20 protein-coding genes and 1 pseudogene are annotated in these 26,653 nt (G+C 51.0%); 4 read left to right on the forward strand and 17 right to left on the reverse strand.

The features are described 5' to 3' along the window. Window positions 1–124: 124 nt before the first annotated feature. Both AC0YOB_RS28405 and AC0YOB_RS28410 read right to left on the reverse strand, forming a co-directional pair. The gene (locus tag AC0YOB_RS28405) at window positions 125–487 is read right to left on the reverse strand and encodes a DoxX family protein (protein ID WP_475795650.1); all 363 of its coding nucleotides are present in this window, start codon (window positions 485–487) and stop codon (window positions 125–127) included. Window positions 488–572: 85 nt separating this feature from the next. Then, on the reverse strand, window positions 573–2,384 hold the full coding sequence (locus AC0YOB_RS28410; protein WP_475795651.1) for an ABC transporter substrate-binding protein: 1,812 nt from the start codon (window positions 2,382–2,384) through the stop codon (window positions 573–575). Between the two features lie 104 nt (window positions 2,385–2,488). Between AC0YOB_RS28410 and AC0YOB_RS28415 the strand changes: the two genes are divergently transcribed. Further along, window positions 2,489–2,647, forward strand: coding sequence for a hypothetical protein (locus AC0YOB_RS28415; RefSeq protein ID WP_475795652.1), 159 nt, complete (start codon window positions 2,489–2,491; stop codon window positions 2,645–2,647). A 21-nt stretch (window positions 2,648–2,668) separates the two neighbouring features. On the opposite strand, the gene AC0YOB_RS28420 is transcribed toward AC0YOB_RS28415, so the two are convergent. Further along, window positions 2,669–4,294 carry a right-handed parallel beta-helix repeat-containing protein gene (locus tag AC0YOB_RS28420; RefSeq protein ID WP_475795653.1) on the reverse strand — a complete coding sequence of 542 codons (1,626 nt, stop codon included), beginning with the start codon at window positions 4,292–4,294 and terminating at the stop codon, window positions 2,669–2,671. A 250-nt stretch (window positions 4,295–4,544) separates the two neighbouring features. Here AC0YOB_RS28420 and AC0YOB_RS28425 point away from each other — a divergent pair, with 250 nt between their 5' ends. Together AC0YOB_RS28425 and AC0YOB_RS28430 are read left to right on the forward strand one after the other, a co-directional pair. Beyond that, window positions 4,545–5,729: a glycosyltransferase family 4 protein gene (locus AC0YOB_RS28425; RefSeq protein ID WP_475795654.1), complete on the forward strand. Its 1,185-nt coding sequence runs from the start codon at window positions 4,545–4,547 to the stop codon at window positions 5,727–5,729. Window positions 5,730–5,790: 61 nt separating this feature from the next. Further along, window positions 5,791–6,759, forward strand: coding sequence for a metal-dependent hydrolase (locus AC0YOB_RS28430; RefSeq protein ID WP_475795655.1), 969 nt, complete (start codon window positions 5,791–5,793; stop codon window positions 6,757–6,759). A 224-nt stretch (window positions 6,760–6,983) separates the two neighbouring features. On the opposite strand, the pseudogene AC0YOB_RS28435 reads toward AC0YOB_RS28430, so the two are convergent. Beyond that, a pseudogene (locus tag AC0YOB_RS28435) lies at window positions 6,984–7,268 on the reverse strand (class I SAM-dependent methyltransferase); the annotation flags it as partial. Between the two features lie 270 nt (window positions 7,269–7,538). On the opposite strand from AC0YOB_RS28435, the gene AC0YOB_RS28440 reads away from it, so the two are divergent. After that, complete coding sequence (locus AC0YOB_RS28440; RefSeq protein ID WP_475795656.1) at window positions 7,539–8,675, forward strand: peptidoglycan-binding domain-containing protein; 1,137 nt, start codon at window positions 7,539–7,541, stop codon at window positions 8,673–8,675. Window positions 8,676–8,839: 164 nt separating this feature from the next. Here the strand turns inward: AC0YOB_RS28440 and AC0YOB_RS28445 are convergent, their stop codons facing one another. The 13 genes from AC0YOB_RS28445 to AC0YOB_RS28505 form a co-directional block, all read right to left on the reverse strand. Next, window positions 8,840–9,718 carry a carbohydrate ABC transporter permease gene (locus AC0YOB_RS28445; RefSeq protein ID WP_210046515.1) on the reverse strand — a complete coding sequence of 293 codons (879 nt, stop codon included), beginning with the start codon at window positions 9,716–9,718 and terminating at the stop codon, window positions 8,840–8,842. 13 nt (window positions 9,719–9,731) lie between these two features. Further along, window positions 9,732–10,676, reverse strand: coding sequence for an ABC transporter permease (locus tag AC0YOB_RS28450; RefSeq protein ID WP_475795657.1), 945 nt, complete (start codon window positions 10,674–10,676; stop codon window positions 9,732–9,734). Further along, a complete protein-coding gene (locus AC0YOB_RS28455; protein ID WP_475795658.1) occupies window positions 10,676–11,773 on the reverse strand; it encodes a mandelate racemase/muconate lactonizing enzyme family protein in 1,098 nt (365 codons plus the stop codon). Before AC0YOB_RS28455 ends, AC0YOB_RS28450 begins: the two co-directional genes overlap by 1 nt. A gap of 88 nt (window positions 11,774–11,861) precedes the next feature. Next, complete coding sequence (locus tag AC0YOB_RS28460; RefSeq protein WP_475795659.1) at window positions 11,862–14,180, reverse strand: helix-turn-helix domain-containing protein; 2,319 nt, start codon at window positions 14,178–14,180, stop codon at window positions 11,862–11,864. 84 nt (window positions 14,181–14,264) lie between these two features. After that, a complete protein-coding gene (locus tag AC0YOB_RS28465; protein WP_475795660.1) occupies window positions 14,265–15,800 on the reverse strand; it encodes an extracellular solute-binding protein in 1,536 nt (511 codons plus the stop codon). Window positions 15,801–16,073: 273 nt separating this feature from the next. Then, window positions 16,074–16,496, reverse strand: coding sequence for a VOC family protein (locus tag AC0YOB_RS28470; RefSeq protein ID WP_475795699.1), 423 nt, complete (start codon window positions 16,494–16,496; stop codon window positions 16,074–16,076). A 139-nt stretch (window positions 16,497–16,635) separates the two neighbouring features. Next, complete coding sequence (locus tag AC0YOB_RS28475) at window positions 16,636–18,336, reverse strand: CehA/McbA family metallohydrolase (protein WP_475795661.1); 1,701 nt, start codon at window positions 18,334–18,336, stop codon at window positions 16,636–16,638. Window positions 18,337–18,484: 148 nt separating this feature from the next. Continuing rightward, window positions 18,485–19,141 (reverse strand): histidine phosphatase family protein, encoded by a 657-nt coding sequence (locus tag AC0YOB_RS28480; protein WP_475795662.1) that lies wholly within the window; start codon window positions 19,139–19,141, stop codon window positions 18,485–18,487. Between the two features lie 85 nt (window positions 19,142–19,226). Continuing rightward, complete coding sequence (locus AC0YOB_RS28485; RefSeq protein ID WP_475795663.1) at window positions 19,227–20,960, reverse strand: type 2 periplasmic-binding domain-containing protein; 1,734 nt, start codon at window positions 20,958–20,960, stop codon at window positions 19,227–19,229. A gap of 99 nt (window positions 20,961–21,059) precedes the next feature. Further along, window positions 21,060–21,953, reverse strand: a complete 894-nt coding sequence (locus tag AC0YOB_RS28490) for a carbohydrate ABC transporter permease (protein WP_475795664.1) — start codon at window positions 21,951–21,953, stop codon at window positions 21,060–21,062. A gap of 74 nt (window positions 21,954–22,027) precedes the next feature. Further along, window positions 22,028–22,948, reverse strand: coding sequence for an ABC transporter permease (locus tag AC0YOB_RS28495; RefSeq protein WP_475795665.1), 921 nt, complete (start codon window positions 22,946–22,948; stop codon window positions 22,028–22,030). 196 nt (window positions 22,949–23,144) lie between these two features. Next, a complete protein-coding gene (locus AC0YOB_RS28500) occupies window positions 23,145–24,872 on the reverse strand; it encodes a cache domain-containing sensor histidine kinase (protein WP_475795666.1) in 1,728 nt (575 codons plus the stop codon). 37 nt (window positions 24,873–24,909) lie between these two features. After that, on the reverse strand, window positions 24,910–26,538 hold the full coding sequence (locus AC0YOB_RS28505) for a response regulator (RefSeq protein WP_475795667.1): 1,629 nt from the start codon (window positions 26,536–26,538) through the stop codon (window positions 24,910–24,912). Window positions 26,539–26,653: the final 115 nt, after the last annotated feature.

Raw genomic sequence — 26,653 nt, forward strand, 5'->3', positions numbered from 1 at the left:
CTGAAAAGACCGTCCGGCTGCCCGGACGGTCCTTGCGTGCATCGGCTATCATGTTATCAATTACGATGAGACTACCTATCTATCCAGCCCTCTGTCCGTAAACGGCATGAGCTGACGCACTTTATCATTGCTCAACCAAACTCCTCCCCAGGTCAATACAGCGAGGTAGACCGGAAAGAAAGAGAATCGTACTGAAAAGCGGGGCGTCCATCCGAATTTGCGTAGCAAGCACTCCGCCATAGTATCCGGTCAGCAGCAGTGCGCCCAGGAATGACGTGCGTGGAACGGCATACAAAATAGTAGAAAGCAGCCCGAGTATTCCAATAACCATAATATGATGCTCGGCATATCCCAGCGTGACTGTGCCTTCCACAACCTGGGCGGGCTTGAACAATTTAAGGATACTGTCGAACAGCATAAATATTATCGTTACCCCGCTCATGATTCGCGCCGTCCAAAGCCGTCCTTTTGAAATGCTGGTAGTCATGATTTATCCCACCTTCTCAAATTTTGGATAAACCCATAGTAGCATAAAGGGGTAGGCAGGATTTCTTCTGAATTGCTATTTTCACTTATTTGTCCTTCGTCTCAAACCACACTCTTCTGAAGTCCACCCAGCCTATCGAGTTGAGATGAACCCCTTTCAGGGATGGATGTACCTGTGTTTTGAGCGGACGATGATACAAATAGAGTACGGCATCATCCAGCTTGAGCATCTGCTCCAGCTCTTTGGAGATCTCGTAACGTTTGGCAGGCGAAGATTCCTCGTACACTCGTTGGACAATACCCTCGATCTGCTGCAAGTTCCCCGGACGCAGGTTTTTATGGAAGCAGCTGTTCCCGGACAGAAATAACTCAATCATCGAAAATGCCGATTCATCCTCCGTTACGATCGAACCGATGGTCAAATCCTCCTGCTTGATTCCAGCATCCTTCACCATGCTATTCTTGGGCGGTTCAATAACATCCAACTCAACACCCAGAATCCCGCATTCCTCTATAAACCATTGTGTGCTTTCATTGGATAATGCTGCATATACCGTTACCTTTTCTTCCTTGTAGCCGCTATCCGCCAACAGCTTTCGGGCTAACTCAGGGTCATAAGCAGCTTCATAACCGGTAATCTCAGGATCTGGAAAGAAGCTTTCCACGGCTTTGGCATCTGTTGAAACCATAATTTCCAGCAGCCTCCTGCGATTCAATCCATGAAACAAAGCCCTGCGGAATAACGGATTCTGCTGCGGACCCTCCTTGGATAAATTAAAGGAAATATAATGGCAGGAGACCGCGCTGGTCTCAACCTCCAGCCATGCGGACGGGGTCTGCATCCCCAGCTCGCCGCAAAGATAATTGCGCATCTGATAGGAATCCGTATCGCGCTTCCCGCTGCTCATATTCCGCTCCGGCGTCCGCCATATCTCTACCCGGTCCAGATGGGCGCGCTTGTCAAAATATTGCTGGTAGGCCTCAAGCACAATCATATTATCGTCATTTTTCACCAGCTTGAAAGGTCCCGTGCCTACCGGCAATCTCGTGAATTGTCTGCCCAGGTCCTGAACGGCATCCCGCGGAACAATGGAGGTGGGGTCAAAGCTTAAATTCCGCAGGAACAAGTGATTGGTTCTGGTCAGAAAGATCCGCAGGACATAGTTATTGACCACTTCAACCCGGGAAATATCGGAGACCAGCCAGCGGAAGGGGGCCTTGATCTCATCGTCATTCAACCGTTCCAGCGTAAACTTCACGTCATGGGCAGTAAGCTCCCGGCCATGATGAAAATAAATCCCTTTACGGATATAAAATATCCATTCCGTACCTTGTTCATTCTTCCTCCAATAATGCGCGATATGAGGCTCAATGCGTTCCTGAAGCGAATCGTACCGGACCAGGCAATCAAAGACATGCTTGACCAAATGCGACTCCACCGCATAGAGCATAAAAATCGGGTCGATATACTGAATCGTTCTATCGTATGGAATCCGCAGCGTTTCCATAACATCCATATTCTTTGTTTCCGTCCGGTAGCCAAAATGGGTATCGAGCCAGTACATGAACTGCTCTTTAACAAAGGGCAAGTGAGCGTATTCATCAAGAAAAGCAAACGCTTGTTTAAGATCCCCTTTTTCCACATACTGCTGCGCGATTTGCAGAACGATCGACTCCTGGGAGACGAGGAAGGTCATTTGCGAGCGATTGCCGCGCCCCCTCCCCGCAACCCACTCAATCCACTGCTGCTCTTCCATTTTACGCAGAATCAAATTCACGTTGCGCCCGGAGCATTCCAATACATCTGTCAGCTCCTGCAGGGTGATTTCGAAGCTCGTTCCCCGCATTTCGTTCAGATGCAATTGTCTTATTTTCAAATACTGCTGCTGCAGAATCATGCCCTGTCACCTGCCCTGAATAAAAGATGAAATATATAATTAATACTTTACAATTTTTATTCATCTTTATCCAGCTATAATAAAAATCAAAGGGGATGAAGCAAATGAACAACCTGTATGAATATGAAACGAGAATGAATCAAATCAGAGACGATGTGGAAAAAGCAGCGCGGGAGGCATGGAAAACAACTCCTCAAGCGCCGCCCGGGCGGTTCGTTCTTCAGCTGCTCAGGAGCCTGACTCTATGGCTGCAAAAGCTGTGAGCAGCATCGTACATCTGTCGTCTAGCCGTCAAATTCTACCTTTCCCGTAACTCCCGGTTGGGTCACCAGCGGCCTCTCCACACCCTCGAAGAGGTTGCGGCTCACCGAAACTTCATCCGCATCGACCGCGTGAATGCCAATCGCCGAATTTCGGAATACATTGCCGCTAATCGCAATATGCCGGTTATACGGTCCATCGAAGCCGGAGGATTTGATGCCGATGCACCCTTCTGCGCCATAACGCGGATAGAAGCCGCAGTGGTCGAATACGCAGTCCTCTATACGGATATGCGTCGCATGGCCTCCCTCGGCATGGGTTGGAAGCTCCGCCCCCAGAAGAATACCCGGATTCATTGTATTGCGGTATGTACAGCGCTGGATCGTAACATGGTCGTTCCTCACCAGATGGCCTGCTCCGGCGATATTGACAAATTCCGAGTCGGTGCATGTGTAGCTGTCAGCCTCCCAGCAGTCTGCCGCGCACAGCATGCCTTCGAGCGCGAATGCGGGAATCTCCATCTGCAATCGTATACGATAGATATGGCCTCCTTCGGTCTTCTCCTCCAGCGACCATTCCTCAATCAACCCTCGTTCCATATGCGCGCCATCATAAAATTCAATATGACTGCCAATCTGCAGCGGCGCATACGTGTACTTGCAGAAGAAAACAGCTTCCAGCGGAGACAGCTTGCGCTCCAGAAACAGCCAATTGCTCTGAATATTCTGCCCGTCCATTCTGACGCCTTCCACATACATCCGGTTAATCTCGATATGGCCGCTGCACTTGAACAGCTTCCAGGCATCGCGCGGTGCTGTGAACAAGCGGTTCCCGTCAGGCTTGAAGACGACACCGTCGGCGCGTATATGCCGGCAGCTTTCCGTCAACATGGCGAAGCCGTTCGCATTCTTAATGCGAAGCCGGCTGAGCTCCAGACTGTCGCATCGGGCGAAGTAAATCTGGAAATCCGTCCGGGCGCCTTGATGCCATGACAAATGCTCGCCAAGCTGCACTTTGGAGGCAACCGATTGGCTGTTCAAGACAAAACTCCGCTTGCCGACCTGCTCCCAATCCGCGTCGGCCCCGCCGCCATAGGTGACGCTCTCTCCGGTCAACGCGCCGGTCAAAGGATCCAGGCGGTTCATGCAGTAGGTGCCCATCCCCTCATGGCAGGGATTCCCGGCGAACACCTCAACCGTAATGGAGGATTCCGAACGGCTTGTGACGATTCCCGCAGAAGCAAATTCAGGCTCCCGCGTAAAGGCCAAATGACGCAGGCTGAGGGCTTCATTGTCCTCGCACCACAGGATCGACGGCAGATAACCGTTGACACTCCCGTCATTGTAACCCGCCAGCACGGTAGCCGGCTCGCCGTTATCGCCTATCGCTCCCTGCAGCGTCAAGCCTTTCGCGCCGCTTATCGAAATATGGGTATCCTTCCACAACTGATGGCCGCTCCCCGCATCATGCACCATCCCTTCGGTCTGGACAACCTCAACCGAGGTGAGCCTGTATGTCCCCGCCTCAAATACGATTAATCCTGCTTCAGCCTCCAGTGCTGCCCGAATCGCCTCCCGAATTCCATCCGCGCTGTCCTGACCGGATGGCGAGGTATAATCCTTCACATAGATGATTTTATCCGAACTCATATGTTCTCCTTCTTTCTCCCATTAGTCTTGGAGCAGCCTCACCCTGCCGTCACTTCCACTATAAAGAAAAGCTGCCCTGTGCAGCATCAAGGATCTGGCGATTTATTTCATAATATGACGGATTTGAAAAGCTACGGCCGCGCCGGCTGATTCCTTCTTCATAACTTCATGATTTCTTTACCCAACCATGCATCAGCGCTAATAATCATGAACTACTGTGAAGATATCATCCGTAAGGAGGAGTGGGCCCATGCGAATTGCCGTGTTTTCAGACACTTTTATTCCGCAGATCAATGGCGTTGCTCTTACTTTGAAACGCTGGACAGATTATCTATCCGACCGGGGAGTCGAGTGCAAGCTGTTTGTACCGACCGAACCGGATCCCTCTTATGAAGATCAGGTATGCAGGCTCGCCAGCCTCCCTCTCCTGCTCTATCCCGAATACCGGTTCGCCATTCCCAATTTGCTGCGCATCCGGCAGCAGCTTTCCCGCTTCAAGCCTGATCTTGTCCATATCGCTACCCCGTTCAATGTCGGACTCGCCGGTCTTTCCGCCGCCCAAAAGCTGCACATCCCTGTCGTAGCCTCTTACCATACCCATTTCGACCGCTACCTCGAATCCTACCGCTTTCCTTTTGCCCGGTCATGCTATTGGCCGTATATCAAATGGTTCCACCGTTCCTGCCGCGCCATCTTCGCGCCTTCGCTGGAGACGATAAGCCTGCTGGAAGCCAAAGGGCTGAGCAATCTCGCCTTGTGGACTCGGGGAGTCGACTGCAAATTGTTTACACCCGCGAAGCGTTCGCAGCGTATCCGGGAAATTTACGGGATCAAGGAGCGGTATCTGCTGCTGTTCGTCGGCCGTCTGGCGCCGGAGAAGGATATGGATATCCTCTTCCAGCTGATGCACCGGCTGCCGGATGCGATCCGCAACCAAGTCCATCTGCTGATTGTCGGCGACGGCCCGATGATGGAGCAGGCCCGGCAGGAAGTGCCGCAGAATGTAACGTTCGCCGGCTATCAGAGCGGAGAGGCCCTGGCGGAACTATACGCATCCTCGGATTTGTTCGTGTTCCCGTCCTCGACCGAAACATTCGGCAACGTCGTGCTGGAGGCTTCGGCGTCGGGGCTTCCCGCTATTGTCGCCAATAGCGGAGGTGTGACCGAGATTGTACAGCACGGGAAGACCGGAATGCATGCACAAGCCAGAAATGCGGAGAGCTTCCTCGCGGCCTTGACCGACTGGTTCGAGCATCCGGTCAAATGGCGGGAGTTCGGCGTAAGAGCCAGGGCCTACGCGCTGACGCGCACCTGGGACCAGGCGATGGAGGCCATCTATACGCGCTGCCTGCAGATCGCCGAAACGGAGAATAATCAATTGGCCGCCGCAAGTCAAATCCTGACGTCTGTCACGGAAGAAGACGAAATTGCCTGAAGCTGACACACATCGGCACGACGCTTGTTCACATCCAAGATTCAGTAGGAGGTTATGGGATATGGATACCGGAACTCATCTTCTGATTGGCGCCACGTTGGGAGGACTTGCAATCTCTCTTGCCGATCCCGCTCTCATCAGTCATTCGACCGCCGTCTACGGGTTATTCGCGGCAACAATCATCGGCTCGAACGCTCCGGATTTCGATACGGTCATCCGTATTCGCGGGTACAAATCATACCTGCAGCATCATCGGGGCTTCAGCCATTCGCTTCCCATGCTTGCGGGGTGGCCGCTTGTCCTCGCCCCACTGATCGCCCTCGCTTTCCACGCCTGGGCCTATCTGCTCCCGATATTTCTATGGACGATGGCCGGAGTAATGTTTCATGTCTTCCTCGATTTATTTAATGCCTACGGCGTGCAGTGCTTCAGACCGGTTTCGCGGAGGTGGTTCCATGCGGATATCATCCCGATCTTTGATCCGATTCTGTTCTCTCTTCACGCAGCGGGGCTGCTCCTGTGGGTGTTCGACGTCTTCGGGGCAGCGGCTGTCTTTCCGCTTGTCTATGCTTTAACCTTTCTCTTCATCGGCTGCCGCCTCCTGATTGGCCGCTTCATGCTGCAGCTTGTCCGCCGGCGTTACGGAACTGCCGGCTATTCCTTCCTGATTCCGCGGGGGCTTCCCCACGAGTGGAAGTATGTTCATGAAACCGGGCAGGCCTATATCACGGGCTCGATCCGCGGATTGACTTTGAAGGAAGAAGCGATCTTCGAAAAAGGGGAGCAAAACGATATCATTCAAGCGGTCATGGGCAGCGACGGGGTCCGAACATTTCTCCGGTTCACGCATCGCGTTCATATCTCCTGTCAGAAGCTTCAGGACGGATACAAGGTTGAGCTGCGCGATGTCCGTTTCCGGCACGGGCATGATCTTCCTTTCGGTATGGATGTCATGCTGGATGAACGGCTGCAGGTGATCGGGGACACGATCGGGTGGAGGAAGAAGATGTGGGAGCCCCCATATGCATGATATTCGGCGGGGGCAGTTGAGTATGTAAGGGTGGTTGAGTACTGGAATCTTTGAATGAAGAGGGCATCTGGCAGCAGGTGCTCTCTTCTTTTTGTCTTGCAGCACATAAATGCCGCCCATCTATCAATCAAACGGCAGCACGAACGATGAAGTGATCCACCGTTGTTGGCAGCTTTGGGGAAAAGCCGCGGCAATTCTGGAGACATGCGATCCCCGGGATGCAGACCAAGGATATGCCCGCCTTTTTTTAAGATTCTTTTTAAGTCTGCATAGGCGGAGGTCGGACCTTTGCGATTGTAAGTACAATCAAAGGCTTCCGTTTCAAACGGAAGCCTTTGCTTCGTATTGGCCGTAACAAAAGATACGTTAGCCAGATTGCGGCTTCTGCCCGCTTCAATAAAGTCGCGTGTGATATCCAAACCTACAATTTGCTTCACAACCGGGCCCAATTGGATGGTGAAGTCGCCGTGACCGCAGCCGATATCCAGCACCTTCTTATTCTGAACCATCAGCGTTTTCAATATATGTAATTTTCTGGGTATATTCAATGCTTTCCTGGATTCGAATGATTCGTAAAATTAATTCCAAGCTTGACTTAATTTGGAATCATTGTAATTTCAACAGATTATTTGTTTCACCGGCAGGGTTGGGAAAGGATTGTTTTTGAGTATAAACCGGGAATCTGACCAGCCCAGATAAAGCATAATGTGGATGAAATAATGGGATAGTAAGGGCGTGGTAAAAATAAACTTATATTCAAAGGACGGTGTCTCATTAAAATGGTGGACAATCAATATCCTCGCTTAAGAGGAAAGCTCCTCAAATCGGCAGCAAAGCTTCTCGGATCCGCCCTGTTAGTAATAGCGCTGATGACTGGCTTTCCGGATGTCAGCTCGGCGATCGGTAAAGGGGCGAAGGGTCCGGATGTATACGTCATTCAGGGGATGCTGAAATCACTTGGCAGTTACGCTGGCCCAATCGATGGGAATTACAATGCTCTGACTGTCATCGGCGTCAAATATTATCAGAAGAAACATGGACTTCCGGCGACTGGCTCAGTGGACAAAAGGACGCTCAAGTCGTTGATCTATGTGTACGCAAGCAAGAAGACCGGAACCCAAATGCATACGCAAAGTAAAGGTAATGGAAAAATACGCGAGCAAGGTATTCGCGGCGGCAAAAATGGCGTCATCGGCGGTGGTCAAGACCACGGCGGCGGCATCGGTGGTGGTCAAGGCCACGGCGGCGGCATTGGCGGTGGTCAAGACCACGGCGGCGGTATTGGCGGTGGTCAAGGCCAAGGCGGTGGCATCGGCGGTGGTCAAGGTCAAGGCGGCGGTATTGGCGGTGGTCAAGGCCAAGGCGGTGGCATCGGCGGTGGTCAAGGTCAAGGCGGCGGCATCGGCGGTGGTCAAGGTCAAGGCGGCGGTATTGGCGGTGGTCAAGACCACGGCGGCGGTATTGGCGGTGGTCAAGGTCAAGGCGGCGGCATCGGCGGTGGTCAAGGCCAAGGCGGCGGCATCGGCGGTGGTCAAGGCCAAGGCGGCGGCATCGGCGGTGGTCAAGGCCAAGGCGATGGTATTGGCGGTGGCCAAGGTCAAAACTCCGGCCAGGGACAAGATCGGGGCCAAGGAAAATTAGAAATAAAACAAGAAGATCAAGGGCAAAAAATTCAAGAGAAAACCAAGGAAAAAGACAACAAAATTCAAGATGACAATATTCAAGAAGACAATATTCAAGAAGACAAGGGCCAAGTAGAAGAAAAAACCAAAGAAGATACCAAAAGCAAGGATTATGGCCAAGGCGGAGAAGGCAGCCATGGGCATGGTGACAAGCAAAGTCAGGATCAAAATGAAGGAAACAGCCAAGGCGATAATAAAGGCAGCGGATATGGTCAATCAAAAGACACGCAATAAAATCTCCGGCAGCCTTCAAGGCTGATCAGAAACAAATATAAGCCGGGAAGCTCCCAATGGAGGGTCCCGGCTTATTAGTTAATTGCACTTATACCTATTTAAATTCATGATTTTTTCGTCGCATAACATCCAACTACCTTCTCTATTCGGGTTAATCAATTATTCTAGCCCTTCACGGACCCCAGCATAACGCCTTTGGCAAAATGCTTCTGCAGAAACGGATAGACCAGCAGAATAGGCACCATGGCCAGCACAATGGACGCCATACGGATCGTTTCCTGCGGAATAACCCGGTCGTCGGACCCGCCGGACCCGCCTACGCCGTTGGAATCCGAATCGATAACAAGCGATTTGATCAGCACCTGCAGCGTCCATTTCTTGGCATCGGTCAAATAGATCAGCGCATTGAAGTACGTATTCCAGTAAGCGACTGCGAAGAATAAGGTGAAAGCGGCGACAGCCGGCATGGACAGCGGGACAATAATCCGCCAGAAGACGCCGATATCGGAGCAGCCGTCGATGCGGGCGGCATCCTCAAGTTCCGAGGGGAGCGTATCCAGAAAGCTTTTAATCACGATCAGGCTCCAGGCGTTGGTCAGGCCGGACAATATCAGGGACCAGTGCGAATTGAGCAGTCCAAGATCCTTGATCAGCAAATAGTTGGGCAAAATCCCGGCATTGAATACCAGCGTAAAAATAACGCCTCCGAGCATCACATTCCGGCCGGGCACGGCTTTCTTGGTGAGGACATAGGCAAATGTGAACGACACGATAACGCTCAGCACGGTTCCGATACCCGTCACGAACACGGTGCTTTTCAAAGCGTTCATAAAGCTGTTGGTCGACAGAATGTACCGGTACGCCGACAAAGACCATTTTTCCGGGAACAAGTAAAATTGCAGCGGCACATAGACCTTCGGATCGGTGAAGGAAACGCTGAACACATAAATAAACGGAAAGACGCAAATAATCGACATGATCGCGAGCAGCGAGTAATTCACATAATCGAATAGAGTCAATCTTTTGGAAGCTACGAAACTCAAAGTTGGTCCCCCCTTAATAAATGCCCTCTTGGCCCAGCTTCTTCACCGTATAATTCGACAGCAGGACAAGGATCAAGCCTACAACGCCTTTAAACATCCCTACAGTTACGCCTACGCTGATCTTCCCTCCGAGAATCCCGATCGTATACGCATAGGTGTCGAATACCTGGGAAACGGAGGTGACGAGCGGGTTGTTCATGAGCAGCACCTGCTCGAATCCGACATCCGCCATATGGCCGAGCCGTAATATAAGCAAAATGATAATCGTCGGACGAATCGCCGGGATCGTAATATGCCAGATTTGCTTCATGCGCGAGGCGCCGTCCATAACGGCTGCCTCGTACTGCCCGGGATCCACGCCGGCAATGGCGGCCAGGAAGATAATGGTGCCCCATCCTACTTCCTTCCACATGCTCTGAAGCGTGATCAGCCCCCAGAAATAGTTTGAATTGGACAGGAACGATACCGTTTCGAAGCCCATACCGGAGATGATCTTGTTCACGATCCCCACATCCGTCGAGAGCATGAAGAAGGTCATGCTGGCCACTACGACCCAGGACAGAAAATGAGGCAAGTAAACGATCGATTGATTGATCCTTTTGAACACCTCATGCCTGACCTCATTCAGCATGATAGCCAGTATGATAGGAACAGGGAACATAAAGATGATTCCGAAAATATTAATCGCAAATGTGTTCCGCAGCATATCGTAGAAAATCTGGCTTGCGAACAGCTCGGTAAAATTCGTGAAGCCGATCCACGGACTTCCCCACAATCCCTTATAAGGGTTGTACTCCTTGAACGCGATCAGCAGTCCCCAGAAAGGAACGAATTTGAACAGAATAAAATACAGGATGCCCGGCAGCGCCAGCACATACATCCATTTGTGCTGCAGCAGGCTGGCCCATAGTCTGGACAGAAGCGGCTGACGAGGCTGACTCTTGACGGCAGTTTGCATCAAAGCACCCCGCTTGAACTGATCCGGTATTCCGCCTTCTCCATCCACTGCGGATTAACGGTTATCCCCCAGCCCGGTCCCTCTGGAACCTGCACCCTGCCGTCCGACACGGCCAGCGGCTCCGTAAACAGGCCCTTCGTCCAGGCATCCTGCTCGATCGTGTATTCCATATAATCTCCGGCATTGGGGATGGCTGCCACCATATGAAGCGTGAACACGGCAAGCATGGATAAATTAGCCGCATGCGGCATGCAGATCATGCCCGCGGACTCCGCCATCCGGGCCACTTCCAGCGCGCGGCTGAGGCCGCCGACATAACAGATGTCCGGCTGGACGACGTCCACCGCCCGCATGGCGATCATCCGCCGGAACTGCGCCAGATCGGTATCCTGTTCGCCGCCGGTAACCGGTATATCAAGAGCGTCCGCCACCTGCTTCGTCCACTCCAGCTCCGTATAGGGACAGGGCTCCTCGAAGTGACACACCCCATACTGCGCCAGCATATCCCCTGCCTCGATGGCCTTGCCCGGCGTAAACCCGCTGTTCGCATCAACAAACAGCGGGGTGTCGTCACCGACTGCCGCCCGCGCCGCGCGAACGGCCTGCTCCGAGCGGCCCGGATATACATCCTTGTCGTGACCGAAATTGCTTGCGATGCGGATTTTGAAGGCGCGGAAGCCCTCCGTTTCCTGAAGCCGCCTCAGCCGTTCCGCCTCCTCCCCAGGAGAGATGTCCCGCCTCATGCTCGAACCGTATACCTCCACCTTGCGGGGTCTGCCGCCCAGCAGCTCGCATACGCTTTTCCCCTCCCGCTTGCCCTTCAGATCCCATAATGCCGTATCCAAACCGCCTACTGCCCGGCATAAGTGAGAGCCGGGAAATTTATGCTCCTCGCGGATGATGGCCGCGGACAAAGCTTCTATCTCGCTGCAATCCGCTCCGAGTGCGTGAGGCGCAACCTGCTGGTGCAGCACAAGGGCCGATATATTGGCATGATAAGGGGCAATCTGCCCGTATCCCTGAAGGCCATCCTGGGAAGTAACCCGGACGACAGAAAGCTGTCTTGTCGTAAAGGTCTCGATACTTTTGATCTTCATTGCTGTTCCTCCACTCCGTCTTCTAATAATTTGGCAGCCGCGTTCGCGTCCACCCATGTCCCGCCCATATCCGCACTTCCTCCGCAAGCTACCGGTGCTGCGCTCTGAAATTGCCGGGTGTCAGCTGGACATAACGCTGAAAAATGCGGATAAAATTCCGTTCGGAATATCCGACTGCCAACGCGACCTCGCTGATGCTCCGGTCCGTATCCTTTAACAGCCGCTTGGCTTCGTTGATCTTGTTCTCCGCGACATATTCCAGGAAGTTTTTGCCCATTTTCTTCTTGAACAGCCGGCTTAAATAGGACGGGCTGACGCCTACGATTTCGGCGCAATGCACCAGGGACAGGTCTCTTCCGCAATTTTCCCTGATATAGCTGCAAACTGTCTGAATGGCCGTTTCTCCCGCTGTTTCCCTGTCGTTGCGGGTTAACCATATATAAAGGGGAAAGAGCGTCTCTTCGAACCAGTCGCAAATTTCCTGGGAGGTTGCCTTGCTTCTGAGCTGTCCGAACAAATTATGCTCCATCATGTCGACCGCGTTCGCCCCCTGATTCTCCAGGGCCACAATCAATGACGAAAGCAGGACATGATAGCTCTGATACGTATACACGTATGACTGGGAATTCTGCATAATTTCCGTGAATGCCCGAAAATGCCGGATCGAAGCCGGGATATCCTCCTGGTCCAGCGATTCCACAATGGACGCTTCCAGCTCTCTGGGATAACTGAGATGAGTCTGTTTCTTGACATGTTCCACATCTTCGATGAACAGAATGGATTCCGAATCCTGAAAAATCCGGTAATTAAGCGCATTTTCCGCTTCCTTGCACGAAACCGGAACATCCGCCACATGCGCATAGAACCGCCCGATCCCGACGGTGACCTCAAAGGACAGAAAATTCGTAAACGCCTCCGTTATAGCGGCGGCATACTCCTTGGTCCTCTCCAGCATCGTATCCTGCGGCATATCCGGCTTGAATTGAAGAAGCGCCGCCCCTCTTCCCTGATAAGGAACCGCGTAGCCTTGATGGCCCAGATCGCGGAGAACCTCCTGCATCACATTGGCCAGGGAGAAGGCGATAATTCCCCGGTCCTCCGGCAGAAACCGTTTTTCCTTGTATATATTTTCAGCCTCGACAATGAGGACGACATTCGTGAATTCAACCTCAATGCCATAAATACCGCAATCCTGTATAAGCGTCTCATTTCTCGTATAATCACCGCCCAGCAGCTGATAGAGAAACTTCTCCCGCAAGGACGGCTCAATCGTTTCCATATACGATTCCAGCTTTCCTGTTTCTTTGCTCAAATAATCCAGCGACTCCCGGATGATATCCAGCTCGTTCTCCTTATGCTTCATACCGCCTGCGCTGAGAGAGCGGCTGTGATTGATCAGCTGTTCGATCGGCGTGTAGGCTCTCCTGGAGGTGATATAGGTCAACAGGATTCCCATCCCTACGAATACGACAAGAATAAGCACCGTCATTTTGCGGATCCAGTTCAATTGATCGGTAATGATTTGTTCCGGGATGACCGATACATAAGTTCGGCCGAACACATTTTTCACATACCGGTACTGCGCGGATTTGCCGTCAATGCCCTCCGCTGTAAAAAAACCGTCGTTTTTATCCGATGCCTTGATGATGTCAATGCCTTTTAAACCGGCCGTCTCGCGAAGCCTGCTGGCATCCGGCTGGCCATCGATGGCAAACGGATCGTGCAGCTTCACGACGATCAGCTCCTGGCCGTCTGTAAGAATAGCCGTATCCGCTTCCAGAAACTTGCTGAGAACAGAGGTCTCGATCTCGAAGCCCAGAACCCCCGCAGGTCCTCCGTTTCCAATGAGCGGGAGCATTCTGGCAAACGTAATATAGCCCTGTCTGCTGCTGAACTGCGACCACTGGGCAGGATGCCTGCTTTCCAGCAGCCGGTCTATATTATCTTTATATTTGTATTCCGACTTGGCGATGGGACCATATTCATTGGAAAGAATCCGTTCTCCCGCACTGTCGTACAGGAAGATTTCATTAATGAAGCTGTTGGAATTTTTGGCCAAAGCGATTTTCTTCAAAATTTCGATATTCAGCAGTCCATTCTCATCGGACGGGCCTGCAAAGGCGGTCTGAATGACGGGATCCTTGGCTAACTGGAGCGACTCCTGTTCGATTTCCTGCAGGACTCTCTCGGCGCGGTCCTTCAGGATCGTCAGGGACGAACCGCTTTCGGTCTGGATATAGCTGTTCATCCGGTTCATCGAGAACTGATAGTAGGCGATGCTGATCAAGATAACGGGAATGCATACGGAAACGCAGCCCAGCCAGATCAGCTTGTATAAATACTTTCGCGGATTCGCCAGACGGCCGATACCTGAATAGTTCAATAGAGATTTGCTCCAGTTAGCCATAAATCCTCCCATTTTCCCAATCCATTTCTATTTTCATTATCATAGGGAGCAGAGCGTGAAATTACAAGCTTTACGTTTGCGCTTTTACTTGCCGAACTTCTCTTTGTACTCCGCCGCGAATTCCTGGTATGACTTCTTGAAGTCGGGACTGCCGTTCAGCTTGTCCACGTAAGCCTTGTATTCATCCATGGACACTTGTCCGACGATGGCTTTAATAACCATCGACTGCCATTCGGACTCATACTTCGTCCAGACGGATGTCCATGTATCGGAATTGATGATCGAGAACGGATCGATTTTGCCGACATTGGCGTACTCCTCGACAGATTTCATCTTTGCGTCGTTATACGCTTTGGGGGCCGCCGGGTTCACAACCTTCATCTTGTTGTTGTACGCAAGCGGGAAGATGGCGCCTGTGCCGTTCGCCGTTACCTGCCTGGTCCCAAGCTCGGTAAGCTGCTGCTGGCCGTCTACCATTGTGTAATCCACGCCCTCGATGCCGTAGTAATTGTAATCGGTTTGTTCCATCGTGGTCGTCTTCTCGAAAAAGTCCAGTATCTGCTTCACTTTCTCTTCAGGCACTTTCTTGGAAATATAGAAGGCTCCGGAGAATGGCGTGGACAGCTGCACGCTTGTACCTCCCGGTCCTTTCATCGGTGGCAGAGAGATGATTTCAGCCTGCGGCTGAACCTTCTTGACCTCCTGCTCGAAGGTATAATCCCGCCAAATATTCCGGGCATAGGATGCGGCGCGGCCGGTGGTGTACATTTCTTCCGCCTGCGTCTGCTTGATGGCCGAGAAATCCTTGGCCAGAATGCCGTCCGCATACAGTTGGCGGAAATAGCCCACCATGTCCGTGTAATTGGGCGTCAGCAGTTTATTGATCAGCCCGCCTTCCTGGTCATATACGGGGTCCAGTCCTCCGAAGGCGGACAGGAAGCTCCCGTCGCCATCAGCCAGCAGGAAGCCCTGCCCGATGAGTCCGACCGTATCCTTCTTCCCGTTGCCGTCGGGATCGCCGTTTACGATCGTTTTCAAAGCGGTCTCGTATTCTTCCAGAGTGGTCGGAACCGGCAAATTAAACTTGTCCAGCCAGTCCTTCCGCATTTTGATGCTGATGTCGATTTGCGGTCGGTTTCGCGGTATCCCGAAAATGCCGCTGCCTGTCTTCATATAATTCCATATTTCCTCATAGCTGTTGTTTTTCAAATTCGGATACTTGCTGAAATCGCCCAGGAATGGCGTCAAATCCCAGAACGCTCCCTGACTGATGGCATTCTGCAGCGTCGGGCGGGTCGTGCTGGTGGCTACGATCACCTCCGGAATATTGCCGGAAGCCAGCACCAGATCAAATTTGGTGTTGTAGTCGCCGGAGGGAACCCATTCCACATCCAGTTCGGTTTGGCTGCTCTTCTGAAATTCCGTCCAGTATTCATCATTCATATCCGGAACATCGGCGTATGACGGAACCATAAATTGAACGCTCAGTTTTTTCGCAGCCTCATCCGTTTGCGCCGCCTTGTTCCCATTCTGACCGGTGCCGCCGCATCCTGCGACAACGCCCAGGGAAAGTGCCAGCAGCATGGTCAAGCCTAGAGCCTTGCCAGAGAAAATGTTCATATAGACCTCCCAAATTATTTTTAACCCGCTGCCGGATTATTGGACGAATCCGCATCGTTTGGCAACGTTTTCAACATTTATCTTAACGGCATCCCGGACTGCATGTAAGTGACAGATCTTGAACTGCCTGTGAAAATCGGGGTAAAAACAAGGATTGGCAGTCCTTTGTCATGGTTTGCGGCAGCTTGAAGGCCGGCGAACAACAAAACAGCCGCCATCGGTAACAACCGGTTGGCGGCCTGCTTGATGGAGCATGTAGACGATAAATTCCCGCTATCCCGTGAACTCCCACTGCGGATTCCAGACGACTTCCCACAAATGGCCGTCGGGGTCCTGGAAGTGTCCGGAGTATCCGCCCCAGAAAGCATCATGCGCCGGGTCCGTAATAACGGCACCAGCGTTCCGGGCCTGCTCCATGACCTGATCCACTTCTTCTTTGCTGCCTACATTGTGGCCAATCGTAAACTCGGTAGAACTTGATGCGGTCTGATGAACCTTCGCCTCATGGGCGAGATCCTTACGATTCCAGATGGCAAGCTTCAAGCCTGCCTGCAGATCAAAAAAAGCAACGGCGCCATGCTCGAACTCTTTGCCAATGATGCCTTGCGTCGGCAGTCCCAGTCCCTCGCGGTAGAATGCCAGCGATCTTTCCAAATCATCCACGCCCAATGTGATTACCGTAATCCGTGGTTTCATCATTTGCCTCCCTGCACGATTTGCTGTTTTGAATCTATTATATCCTAGTTAGAAAAAAACCGCCCAGCCTCCCGCTCGTTAGCGGCCGACTGGGCGGTGATTCATCTTGAACCTCTTATACGCTTCTCTCATCTTCAACCTAGAACTCCACATTCAGCTCGACATGGTCGAGTATTTCCTTCACGCGCGCGATCTTGAACGCGTCAGCAGGCACTTCGCCCGACTGATAACGCTTGTCCCGGTTAAAATCGCCCAGATAAAGATGTTTAAATATTCCTTGCAGCTCATCCAGTTCGAACAATTTGACCGTCCGGACTTCTCCGTCTACGGAGATATGCAGGCTGGATGCCGGATTCATCTGCATCTGCACCTTGCCCTCGAAAGCGTTTCTTGCCGGCTCATCATCCAACCAGTACATACCGCCTGCGGGTTTCCCCGCTTTGCGCACATGGACATTGACGTCCGACAGATAGCCTTTGTTCACAAACGGTTGATTCCGAATGTAAACCGGGCTGGTAATCGCAACATTTCCTGCAAAATCATAGCATTTGGCAATGACAAAGCTGTCTTCTTTCACTTCTATCCGGTGCGTGCAATCATACTGCATGTCGCTCACGGCATACTCGGCTGCAATATCGCCGTTGACGATCAGCTGTACGGTCGAAAGCGATGCCTCAAAACAGCTGAAAGCTTCTATAACAATTTCGAACGCCTCCCCGCTTTCATAGGAGAACACGGCGCCCGGCAGCTGCCCGTTTACCCTCATAACCAGAATGGGACCGGAGCTGACGATATTCCTGCCGTTCTTCATAGCAGCACCCAATGCCTGCATGCTGAACTCTTCCAGAAAAGCATACGTCTTGTATTGAAGAAACCGCTGCTTCGGAACTGCGTCGAAGGAAACGTCCGTTTCCGCCACTCCGGGAAGAAAACAGCCATTCCGCAAAGCCTCGAACCACAAGTCCTGATACGCTTTCTTGTCGCTGCCATAGCCCATAATGACCATCCCGTCAACGGCACCCGCCAACAGATCAAACGCCAGCGTAGATGCGATATTCGTAATGAATACATCATGCATTCCCCACCACCAGCTCGTCGGATGAGCGGAGAACGCGAAGGAATGCTCCTGCTTTTCCGCAAGAACGGCTTCATACGGATAGGAGATTTCATAGCGGGGCTCGTCTCCCTGCCGGTTGCTGTCATTCCAGGGATCCCACGCCTCGTCGTAATATTTGCTGAAGGGGGGCTTCTGCACAAAATTGAACAGGCATATATGTCCATACCTGCATTTGACAAACTCGTTCCCGATATCGATGATGAAGCCTTCCTGATTGATCTGATTGATCTGTCTGATATCGGAAGCGAACTGCTCGCGATAAGGAGCTTCGCTCCTATACTCTTTGTTTAAATACTCCATATGCGTTTCGTGATCATAAGGCGAGCCGGCATAGAAGAAATTGAAATCCTCCGCCATCATAACCGTAGATGCCCATCCGAGGTTTCCGGTCACCAGGTTCTCGTTCCTGGAAACATGGGAATGCGCATCGAATGAATAGAGGCCAAGCTTCCTTGTATCCACCAGAGGCTTGAGCTGCACACGGATGTCGACATTCCCGGTATGCACAGCCGCAGTCTGGCGGACTGGAGCATGCAGCTTGCCTTTGAACACCTCGATCATGTATTCGCCGTTGACCGCTTCAAAGTCATGCTCCCCGCTGCAATATATAATTTCGCCAGCATTCCCGTTATCCTCAACCGGCCCGTTACCGGATTTCCGGATCACAATTCTGCAGGGCGTTAATTGTTCATTGGCATCATATACCTTGATCCTGATTCCCATGCTGTCCCTCCAAAACGATTGGATTTGCTGTCATGACCGGCATCGAGCTTATTGAATGGCATGAAGCAAGGTGAAACGGCTGCCGCCGTCCTTCAGTGGTGGGGCGCGTTTCATTCCGGTGAAATATAAGCAAAGTATGGGTCAACTTTTATACTTTCTGATATTTGGACGGAATACACAGCTGGGGATAATAAATCCCTTTTCGTTCCTTGAAATCAATCGTCGCCACACCCGTTAGCTCGAAGCGGAAGCCGCTTATCGGAAATGCCCTGACCCCGAGCAGAAAATTCAGCAGCGTCCCCAAAGAACCTCCATGGGCGAATACCGCTATGGACAGATTCCGGGCGTGCTCTTCAGGCACAAACCCGCCCATGCGGCTGTGAATGCCCAACCGGTCCAACTCCTTCAGAAAAGGCGGGATGATCCTGGCGCTCATTTCAAAATGTCCTTCGCCCATGTCCGTCTTCCAGCTTTCTTCGGCATACACATCTTCAGCCTGCTGCTGGATTTGTTCATATACCGTGCTTGGAAGGCTCGCAAGCTCTGGGCTTGGCATCCATTCATGCAGAAAATGCAGCACTTCAATGTCTGTCTCTCTTCCAGCCATAATAATTTCAGCCGTCTGCAGAGCCCTGCCGTACGGAGAGGAGAAAGCATGATCGAAATGCACATCCTTCAACGCCTGCGCCGCCGCCTCCGCTTGCGGAATGCCTGACTCTTCGGTAAGGCAGCCCTGTACCGGTCTTTCCGGGCAAATGAACGGATCCCCGCACATTTCTCCATGTCTGATTAAGGTCAATTTCATAATCGGCATCACCTTCAGTCCTGTGAATTTTCCCAATAAAGTGGATAAGGCCATCCGGCCTTATCCACCTGCAGCTTTATTACGATTATTTCAATCCCAGCTTCACAAGATTCTTCTGATAATTCTCGGTAACCGCCGCCTCGACCTTGGCCGCTCCCGCATCATCCATTGCCTTGATGAACTTAAGCCATTCCTCGTGCGAGGCTTCTGCGGAATTGGCCAGAACAGGCTTATAGACGGCATCGCCGAGCTTGCTGTCGATCGTGCTGTACATCATCGTGATATCCTGCGGCAGTCCTGTCTCAATACCTACGAAAGGCGCGCTGTCGAAGTAATACTTGCCAAGCGCCTCATCCCGCTGTGCAAAGTCGACCCGGCCTGTCACTTTAGGGTCATCCTTCAGCACCATATAGGTGCCTGCAGGGGATTTGGGGACGTCCGTACCCACGAAGTGCCTGTAGAGGCCAATCCCCGTTTCTTTGGCAAAGCTGTCATCGCCTTCCCCGTTTTTCCATCTCTCCAGATATTCGGGCTTCAGCGTAGGAACGCCGTCCTTCATTTCCCACTGCGTGCCTTCCGGCCCGTTATGCGCCATGAAATTGCCTTCCGGCGATGCCAGGAAATCCAGCAGCTTGATCGCCGCTTCCTTATCCTCCGTCTTGTCGGTTATGACCGTATAGCCATTGCCTACACTGCTTATGTTTACGAGCTGCGGCGTTTCGCCGCCGGGTATGCTGACGGCAAAATTCAGGAAGTACATATTTTCCGCATTCGGCACATTCGCCGCTTTGAATTCGCCCCAGGCATCGGCGACCATATTCCAGGCTCCGATCGTAGTTGCGATTCTTCCCGTATTGACCTTTTCTTTCTGCCAGGCATCCGGCTCCACGACGAATGAATCGGGATCAAGCAGCCCTTCCCTGTAAAGCTTATTGTAAAATTGCATGGCCGTTTCCGCCCAAGGCTCTCTGAACCAATATTGGACTTTCCCGTCTTTGACGGTCCACTTGGCCGTTCCGGAGCCTCCCATAGCCTCAAGGCCCTGCAGGAAGTTGTTCCAGGAACGTTTGAACGTTCCGATCGGCCAGACGCTTTCGCCGCTGCCGGTTTTATTCACCTTCGGATCGTCCTTGATTTTTTTCAAGACCGCATAGATGTCGTCGGTTGTCTCGATCTTGGGTGAGCCGATGGCTTCATAGATATCCTTTCTGATCTGAAAGCCGAAGCCATAGCCCGCCGGTGTAGAGCCATCCGGGATATTGCCGTATTGCTGAGTCAGGCTATACAAATGATTGTCGTCCGTTTTAAGGAAATTAAGCGTTTTTTCTCCATAAGCCTTCTGGATATTGGGTCCATTGGCTTCAATAAGGGGAGCCATGTCAACCAGCCGGTTGTCATCCAGCATCTTCTGATACGTCTCCGGCTGCAAATTCGTGATGATATCCGGATAATCGCCCGACGCAAGCTTGAGTCCCATGGCCTGGGCGCCGTCGCCGGAGATGACCTCCCATTTCAGCTTGATATTCAGATTGTCGAGCAGGTACTTGGCGATCGGATTGTCATCGTACACAGGATCGCCTGTGCCAAAGGTCGGGGAACCGCCAGCCGCATTCAGCACGGTCAATTCCACCGGAGGCTCTTTCGCATCCGGTGCCGCAGCGTCCGTTTCGGAACCAGCATCCGCTGTCCCCGTATTTGCGGCCGCATCAGCTGCCGGTGCGTTATTGTTAGCCGGTTCCGGCTGGCTGCAGCCCGCAAACACGGCGGCAAGCAGAAATACGACTAGTCCTACACTTGCCATTCTGGTCCAACGTCTCATTTCTCCCATTTCCCTTCGTTATATAGTTTATCTATCTGAAAGTTTCAGCAACGGCCCTGAGATCAAATCGTCATCTGACCCCGGCAATCATTGAAATCCTCATTCCTTGACCGCTCCCATGGTCATCCCGCTTACAAAATATTTTTGCAGAAAAGGATAGACGCACAGAACCGGAACGGTTGTTACTACGATGGTAGCCATCTTGATCACCTCGGACGTCGGCTTGTTCTCGCCTCTCATGGAATCCATCAGCGCGCTGTAGTTGGAGCTCATGCTCTGGGCTTGCGACTCCATCAGGATTTTGACCAGGATGCCCTGCAGCGTTGCCAGTTTTCCATCGTTCTTGGTGTAGAAATACGTATCATTCCACGAGGTCCAATGCCCGACTGCATACATCAGGGCAACCGTCGCCATAACCGGCGCAGCCATCGGGATTACGATCCGCATCAAGATCCGTATCTCGGAGGCTCCGTCAATCCTTGCCGATTCGAGCAGCGCCTGCGGCAGGTCCTCGAAGAACTGGCGCATGATCATAATCGGCATTGCAGCCACAAGGCCGGGGAGAATATACACAGCGAAATTATCATAGAGACCGAGACTCCGGATGAGCAGAAATTCGGGTATGATGCCGCCGTTAAAATACATCGTGAACACATACAGAAAGATGAACGTTCTTCTGAATAACAGCTGTCTGTTAGACAATACATAGGCAATGACCGCCGTGCTTGCGAGATTGACGATCGTCCCGAGAACCGTCCTCAGTACGCTGACATAAGCGCTGTGCGCCAATAAAGGCTCCTTGAAGATGAGCTCGTAGGCCTCAACCGAGAATTTCCTCGGCCACAGGTATATGCCTTTTATCATGGCGTCCTGCCCGTCGTTAAACGAGATCGCGAAGATATTGATAAAGGGGTATATGACCGTGAACGACAAAAGCAGCAGAATAATGGCATTAAGTACATGGAACGTCTTCTCGCCTCTTGAAATCAGCACAAATCCACCTCATCGAAAAATCATCTTAAAGTATGGTGCAAAAATGGCCTTCGGTTCGTACGGGCACCTTTTCACTAAAACACGCCCATCTTAAACAGCCTTCTCGAAATCATATTGGCGATGATGACCAGCACCAGGCTGATGACACTCCTGAACAAGCCTACCGCCGTACCGTATGAATATTCGAGCTGCTGCAGCCCATATCGGACGATATACGTATCAAGCACCTGCGAATGCTCCATATTCAAGGGATTGCCCATGAAGAACTGCTGATCGAGCCCCGCGTTCAGCACGTAACCCAAGCTTAGTACCAGCAGAATGACAATGGTCGGTTTTATGCAAGGGAGCGTAATATAGATAATTTGCTTCCACTTATTGGCCCCGTCGATAATTGCCGATTCGTACATCTGCCTGTCTATCGCTGTAATGGCGGCTATATAGAGAATGGAGTTGTATCCGGCACTTTTCCATACGTTCAAAAAGGTGATGACAGGCCAGTACAATTGCTCGTCGCCCAGGAAGTTTACAGGCTTACCGATAATATGAATATCGACCAGGAACTTGTTAATGGAGCCGCCGTCAATAGAAAAGAGTGTGAAAGCCATGCCCGCAACGACAACCCACGATATAAAATGAGGCAGATACGAAACCGTCTGTACGAACTTCTTCATGTACAGGTTCCGGAGCTCGCATACCAATATCGCAAACACGATGGAAGCCGCCGTTGTAAAAATCAACGAAAGCACGCTGATGACAACCGTATTTCTCATAACGATCCAGAAATCCGACGAATTGAAGAAATACTCGAACCACTTGAAGCCCGCCCAGGGACTTCCGATAATTCCTTTGGAGAAGGAATAATCCTTGAAGGCAATCAGATTGCCGTACATCGGATAATATTTGAATAAAAGCAGATGGGCCAGGAAAGGGATCAGCATGAGCATCAACACTTTCTGCTTCTTCAGTTTCGAAAGAAGATTCTGAATCCCGGTCAAATGGATAACTTCCTTTCACCTGATGTTTTGGTTTCTCTCTCTACTTAAATTTTAGTTCCGGCAGGCCGTGCCTTCAATTCAAATATCCATCGAATGCTTATAGTAAATATGGCAGTTGGCTCGGGCAAATTGTGATGGATATATGCATTTTTGATACATTCTGCATAAAATGAAAACGCCGTTGAACCGACATGGCTCAGCTGGCGTTTTTAATGGTGATTTCTATTAATGTGCCAGGGGTTCTCCGTGCTGCGCGAATCCTTATCTGGTCCCCGTACAAATATTTCAACCGCACAATCGTATTGGTAATCCCGTAGCTTGCGCTGCTTGTCATCGTATTCAATCCGTTCATATCCTCAATCAACCGGACAAAGTCTTCCTCAATCCCGGACCCATCGTCCATGATGCGGATCCGCACTCCCGTTCCTTCGAAACGGATGATTTCGATCGATAGATTCAAGGGCTGCTCACGCACGATTCCATGCACAATACTGTTCTCGACAAAGGGCTGCAGAGTCATTTTGCATACCTGCAAGTCGTTCAGGCTCTCGTCCATCCGTATCGATAAGCGAATGAGGCCGCTGTAGCTCAAATTCTGCAGCTCGACATAGCTTCTGACCAGTTTGATTTCATCCTGGATGCCGATGATCTCGTTTCCTTTGCTCAGGGCAATTTTATAAAAATCGCTTAAATGATCGATGATGTGCATAATCTGCTGCTGCTTCTCTCTAAACGCTATCCAGCGGATGGCAGAGAGCAGATTGTACAGAAAATGCGGGTTCATCTGCATCTGCAAATATTTAATCTCGCTTTCTTCCTTCTGCTTCTGGACGTTTAATATATCGCTGTTCAGGCTGTTAATATTCCGGGCCATCGTATAAAGCGCCTGATCCAGCAAATAAAACTCATTCACCTGGCTGATCGTCGGCTGGATATTCAGATTGCCTCTATCGATTTCCTTGATCTTGGCGACCAGCTTGTCTACCTGCCCGGCAAACCTTTTCGAGAAAAGGAAGGCCAGAAGCATCGATACAAGGATCAGAATGGCTGTATAGAAAATAATATAGTAGGTTATGTTTCTCTTTTCCTTCTCGATCTCGTTGGAATCATACAGTACGGCAAGCGACCAGCTGTCGTTCACCAGCTCGCTGAACAGATAATAGCGGGTATTGTCATAAACCAGCTTGCCTGTCGCCTCACCTTCGCTGACAAAGCGCTTGACGGGCGCATTGATTTCCTTCCCGATCGATCCTCTGCTGTTGGAGCTGATCACCTGATTCTGGTTATCCATGAGGAACAGATAATTGCTCGCCATTCCGGATTTGTAAAGATCATAGAAGCTCTCTTCGTTCAATTCGATGACCAGCACGCCTCCGGGCGCATAGACATTCAAATACTTCATCAGGACGATTTTATACGCGCCGCTTGCTTCATCCCGGTAACTGGCCCATACATCCTTGCCCCCTGCATCCAGTGCCTTCTGGAGCAGGTCGACTCGGCCGAATTGACCCCAGATCCTGATTTCCTTTCCGTTGCTGACCAGCCCGGCATCCCTTTTGTAAATGCTGATGCTGCTGATCTCCGTATTGTTGCTCAGAATGCTCTGGAGATTGTCCGTAATCGAATTGAACTTCTCAAACATATCGTAATCGATTTTTTGATTATGGTAGCCTTCCAGAAAAGTCTGCAGAGCCGTATCGGCATAGATATTGCCTGCAATGGTTTCACAATTATTGACCAATGTCAGCACATTGCTTTTCAGCTGCGCACTCGTATTTTGAATAAAATCGTCGTTCTGCTTCGCGATGGCTGAATTGAATCTGTAATAAATAATCAAGCTGATGGTGACAGAGCTGACCAGCACGATTGCAATCGTAAAGGCGAATACAACATAGAAGAATTTCACTTTATATGCGGTATTCATAAGTCCTGCTCCTTTTGCTGCCGGCATCGTTCACGGGTCAGGCCCCGCTTACCTGGGTCATATACTTGTTCCGGTACTCTTTGGGCGTCATGTGGACACTGTTTTTAAACACAAGATTAAAATACGTGCTGTTCTCATACCCCACCATTTCACCGATTTCATGCACCTTGTAGCGGTTTTGCCTCAGCAGCTCCTTGGCCTTGTTGATCCTCAGCTGGGTCAAATAGTCCTGTATGCTGATGTTCATTTTATCCTTGAACAGGACCCTCAAATAATTGGGACTCAAAAACACCCGGTCGGAAATATAAGAGAGCGTGATCGATTTACAAAAGTCCTTATTCAGGATGTTCAAGATTTCCTGGATCATATAATCTTCTTTATTCAGGTTTTTGCGGCCCATATACGAGGAAACCTCATTCATAACCTGACGGACGTAATGCACAATATCCGGAAGCGTCTTGGCCGTGACTACACCGTGAAAAAGCTCCGATTCGTCTTTTGCGACCATGTCGATCTTTTCCCCAATATTCGCCATGCTCTTGGAAAGGCTGCTGAATAAGCTGATCATTATACTCTGAATGCGCTCCAGCTTCATATCATACTCCGTTGTCATGAGATGCATCAGCTTCTGGATGCTCTCTTCGCAGTCCTTGCCCCCGCATGCCCCTGACACAATCTCGTCGATAATCCGTTTCATAAGGCCGGTGTCCGGGTCGGACAGCACAGATGTACGGGCATGCACCTGTTCGAACGTGATTACGCTGCCATACCCGAATCCGACTTTTCCATTAATTGTGGAGCAGCACTGTCTATACAGCATTCCAAGGTCGGTCAAATTAGGAGCGCCGGTGCTTACGCCGATTACATACCTGAAGGGCTGCACCTCCATGAGAGCGGCAATTTTGTTTCCGACCGTCTGAAGAAGCTGCTTTTCTTTGTCGGAATCTTCCTTCAGGGAATGGAGAACCGCAATGATTCTGCTGTCCCCATCCTTGATGAATAATACGTCTTTGGAATCGCACGCAGCTTGCAGCTCAGTGAGAATGCTGCCCAGATACCCGGATTTTTGGAAAATATCGGTGCTGGCGGCATAATCGAATTCAATCAGGGCCAGCTTGTATGAACCCGTCATTTGCAGCTTCAAATCATTAGCCCGGGTGTAGATCAGGTTCGCTTCATCCGGACTGTGCAGGCCGTTCATCAGCTCCTCCAGAAATTTGGTCTGAAGATGGGGCAGATTATGATGGAATTGCTCCATGATTTTCCTGCTTGCCCGATGCGACAGCTTCTCGTCCATGGAAACCGATGCAATCCTTCTCAGAACCGCAATCAATTCTTCTTGTCTTACAGGCTTGATCAGATAACTGTATGCCCTGACCTCAAGCGCTTCCTTCAATGTCTCCGCGTCATCATGTCCGCTTGAAAAAATAAACTTTATGTTCGGGTTGAAATGAGCAATGGCTTTGGCCATCTCAATTCCATCCATAACGGCCATTTTGACATCGCTGATAATAATATCAGGCTGATGCAGCCTGGCTTTCTCCAGCCCATCCTTGCCATTATGAGCGGTATCCACGACACGGACTCCCAATAAGTCCCAATCGATATAATGCTGCAGCGCATTTCTTTCAAAATCGTTGTCCTCTACAATGAGAAGCGTGTTCATCTCCATTACACCTCGCAAACAGGTTTATACCGCGTATTTGCTCGAGAGCATGTTCATCATTGAACGACAGGGTCTATCTTCGTTAGTTCTACACGGAAAGTCCAATACCCTCCTG

The sequence above is a fragment of the Paenibacillus sp. JT31N17 genome, assembly GCF_056269255.1.

Coding starts and splice junctions, on each gene's coding strand:
- AC0YOB_RS28405 (WP_475795650.1), bottom strand. CDS start 487: ATGACTACCAGCATTTCAAAAGGACGGCTTTGGACGGCGCGAATCATG.
- AC0YOB_RS28410 (WP_475795651.1), bottom strand. CDS start 2,384: ATGATTCTGCAGCAGCAGTATTTGAAAATAAGACAATTGCATCTGAAC.
- AC0YOB_RS28415 (WP_475795652.1), top strand. CDS start 2,489: ATGAACAACCTGTATGAATATGAAACGAGAATGAATCAAATCAGAGAC.
- AC0YOB_RS28420 (WP_475795653.1), bottom strand. CDS start 4,294: ATGAGTTCGGATAAAATCATCTATGTGAAGGATTATACCTCGCCATCC.
- AC0YOB_RS28425 (WP_475795654.1), top strand. CDS start 4,545: ATGCGAATTGCCGTGTTTTCAGACACTTTTATTCCGCAGATCAATGGC.
- AC0YOB_RS28430 (WP_475795655.1), top strand. CDS start 5,791: ATGGATACCGGAACTCATCTTCTGATTGGCGCCACGTTGGGAGGACTT.
- AC0YOB_RS28440 (WP_475795656.1), top strand. CDS start 7,539: ATGGTGGACAATCAATATCCTCGCTTAAGAGGAAAGCTCCTCAAATCG.
- AC0YOB_RS28450 (WP_475795657.1), bottom strand. CDS start 10,676: ATGCAAACTGCCGTCAAGAGTCAGCCTCGTCAGCCGCTTCTGTCCAGA.
- AC0YOB_RS28455 (WP_475795658.1), bottom strand. CDS start 11,773: ATGAAGATCAAAAGTATCGAGACCTTTACGACAAGACAGCTTTCTGTC.
- AC0YOB_RS28460 (WP_475795659.1), bottom strand. CDS start 14,180: ATGGCTAACTGGAGCAAATCTCTATTGAACTATTCAGGTATCGGCCGT.
- AC0YOB_RS28465 (WP_475795660.1), bottom strand. CDS start 15,800: ATGAACATTTTCTCTGGCAAGGCTCTAGGCTTGACCATGCTGCTGGCA.
- AC0YOB_RS28470 (WP_475795699.1), bottom strand. CDS start 16,496: ATGAAACCACGGATTACGGTAATCACATTGGGCGTGGATGATTTGGAA.
- AC0YOB_RS28475 (WP_475795661.1), bottom strand. CDS start 18,336: ATGGGAATCAGGATCAAGGTATATGATGCCAATGAACAATTAACGCCC.
- AC0YOB_RS28480 (WP_475795662.1), bottom strand. CDS start 19,141: ATGAAATTGACCTTAATCAGACATGGAGAAATGTGCGGGGATCCGTTC.
- AC0YOB_RS28485 (WP_475795663.1), bottom strand. CDS start 20,960: ATGAGACGTTGGACCAGAATGGCAAGTGTAGGACTAGTCGTATTTCTG.
- AC0YOB_RS28500 (WP_475795666.1), bottom strand. CDS start 24,872: ATGAATACCGCATATAAAGTGAAATTCTTCTATGTTGTATTCGCCTTT.
- AC0YOB_RS28505 (WP_475795667.1), bottom strand. CDS start 26,538: ATGAACACGCTTCTCATTGTAGAGGACAACGATTTTGAAAGAAATGCG.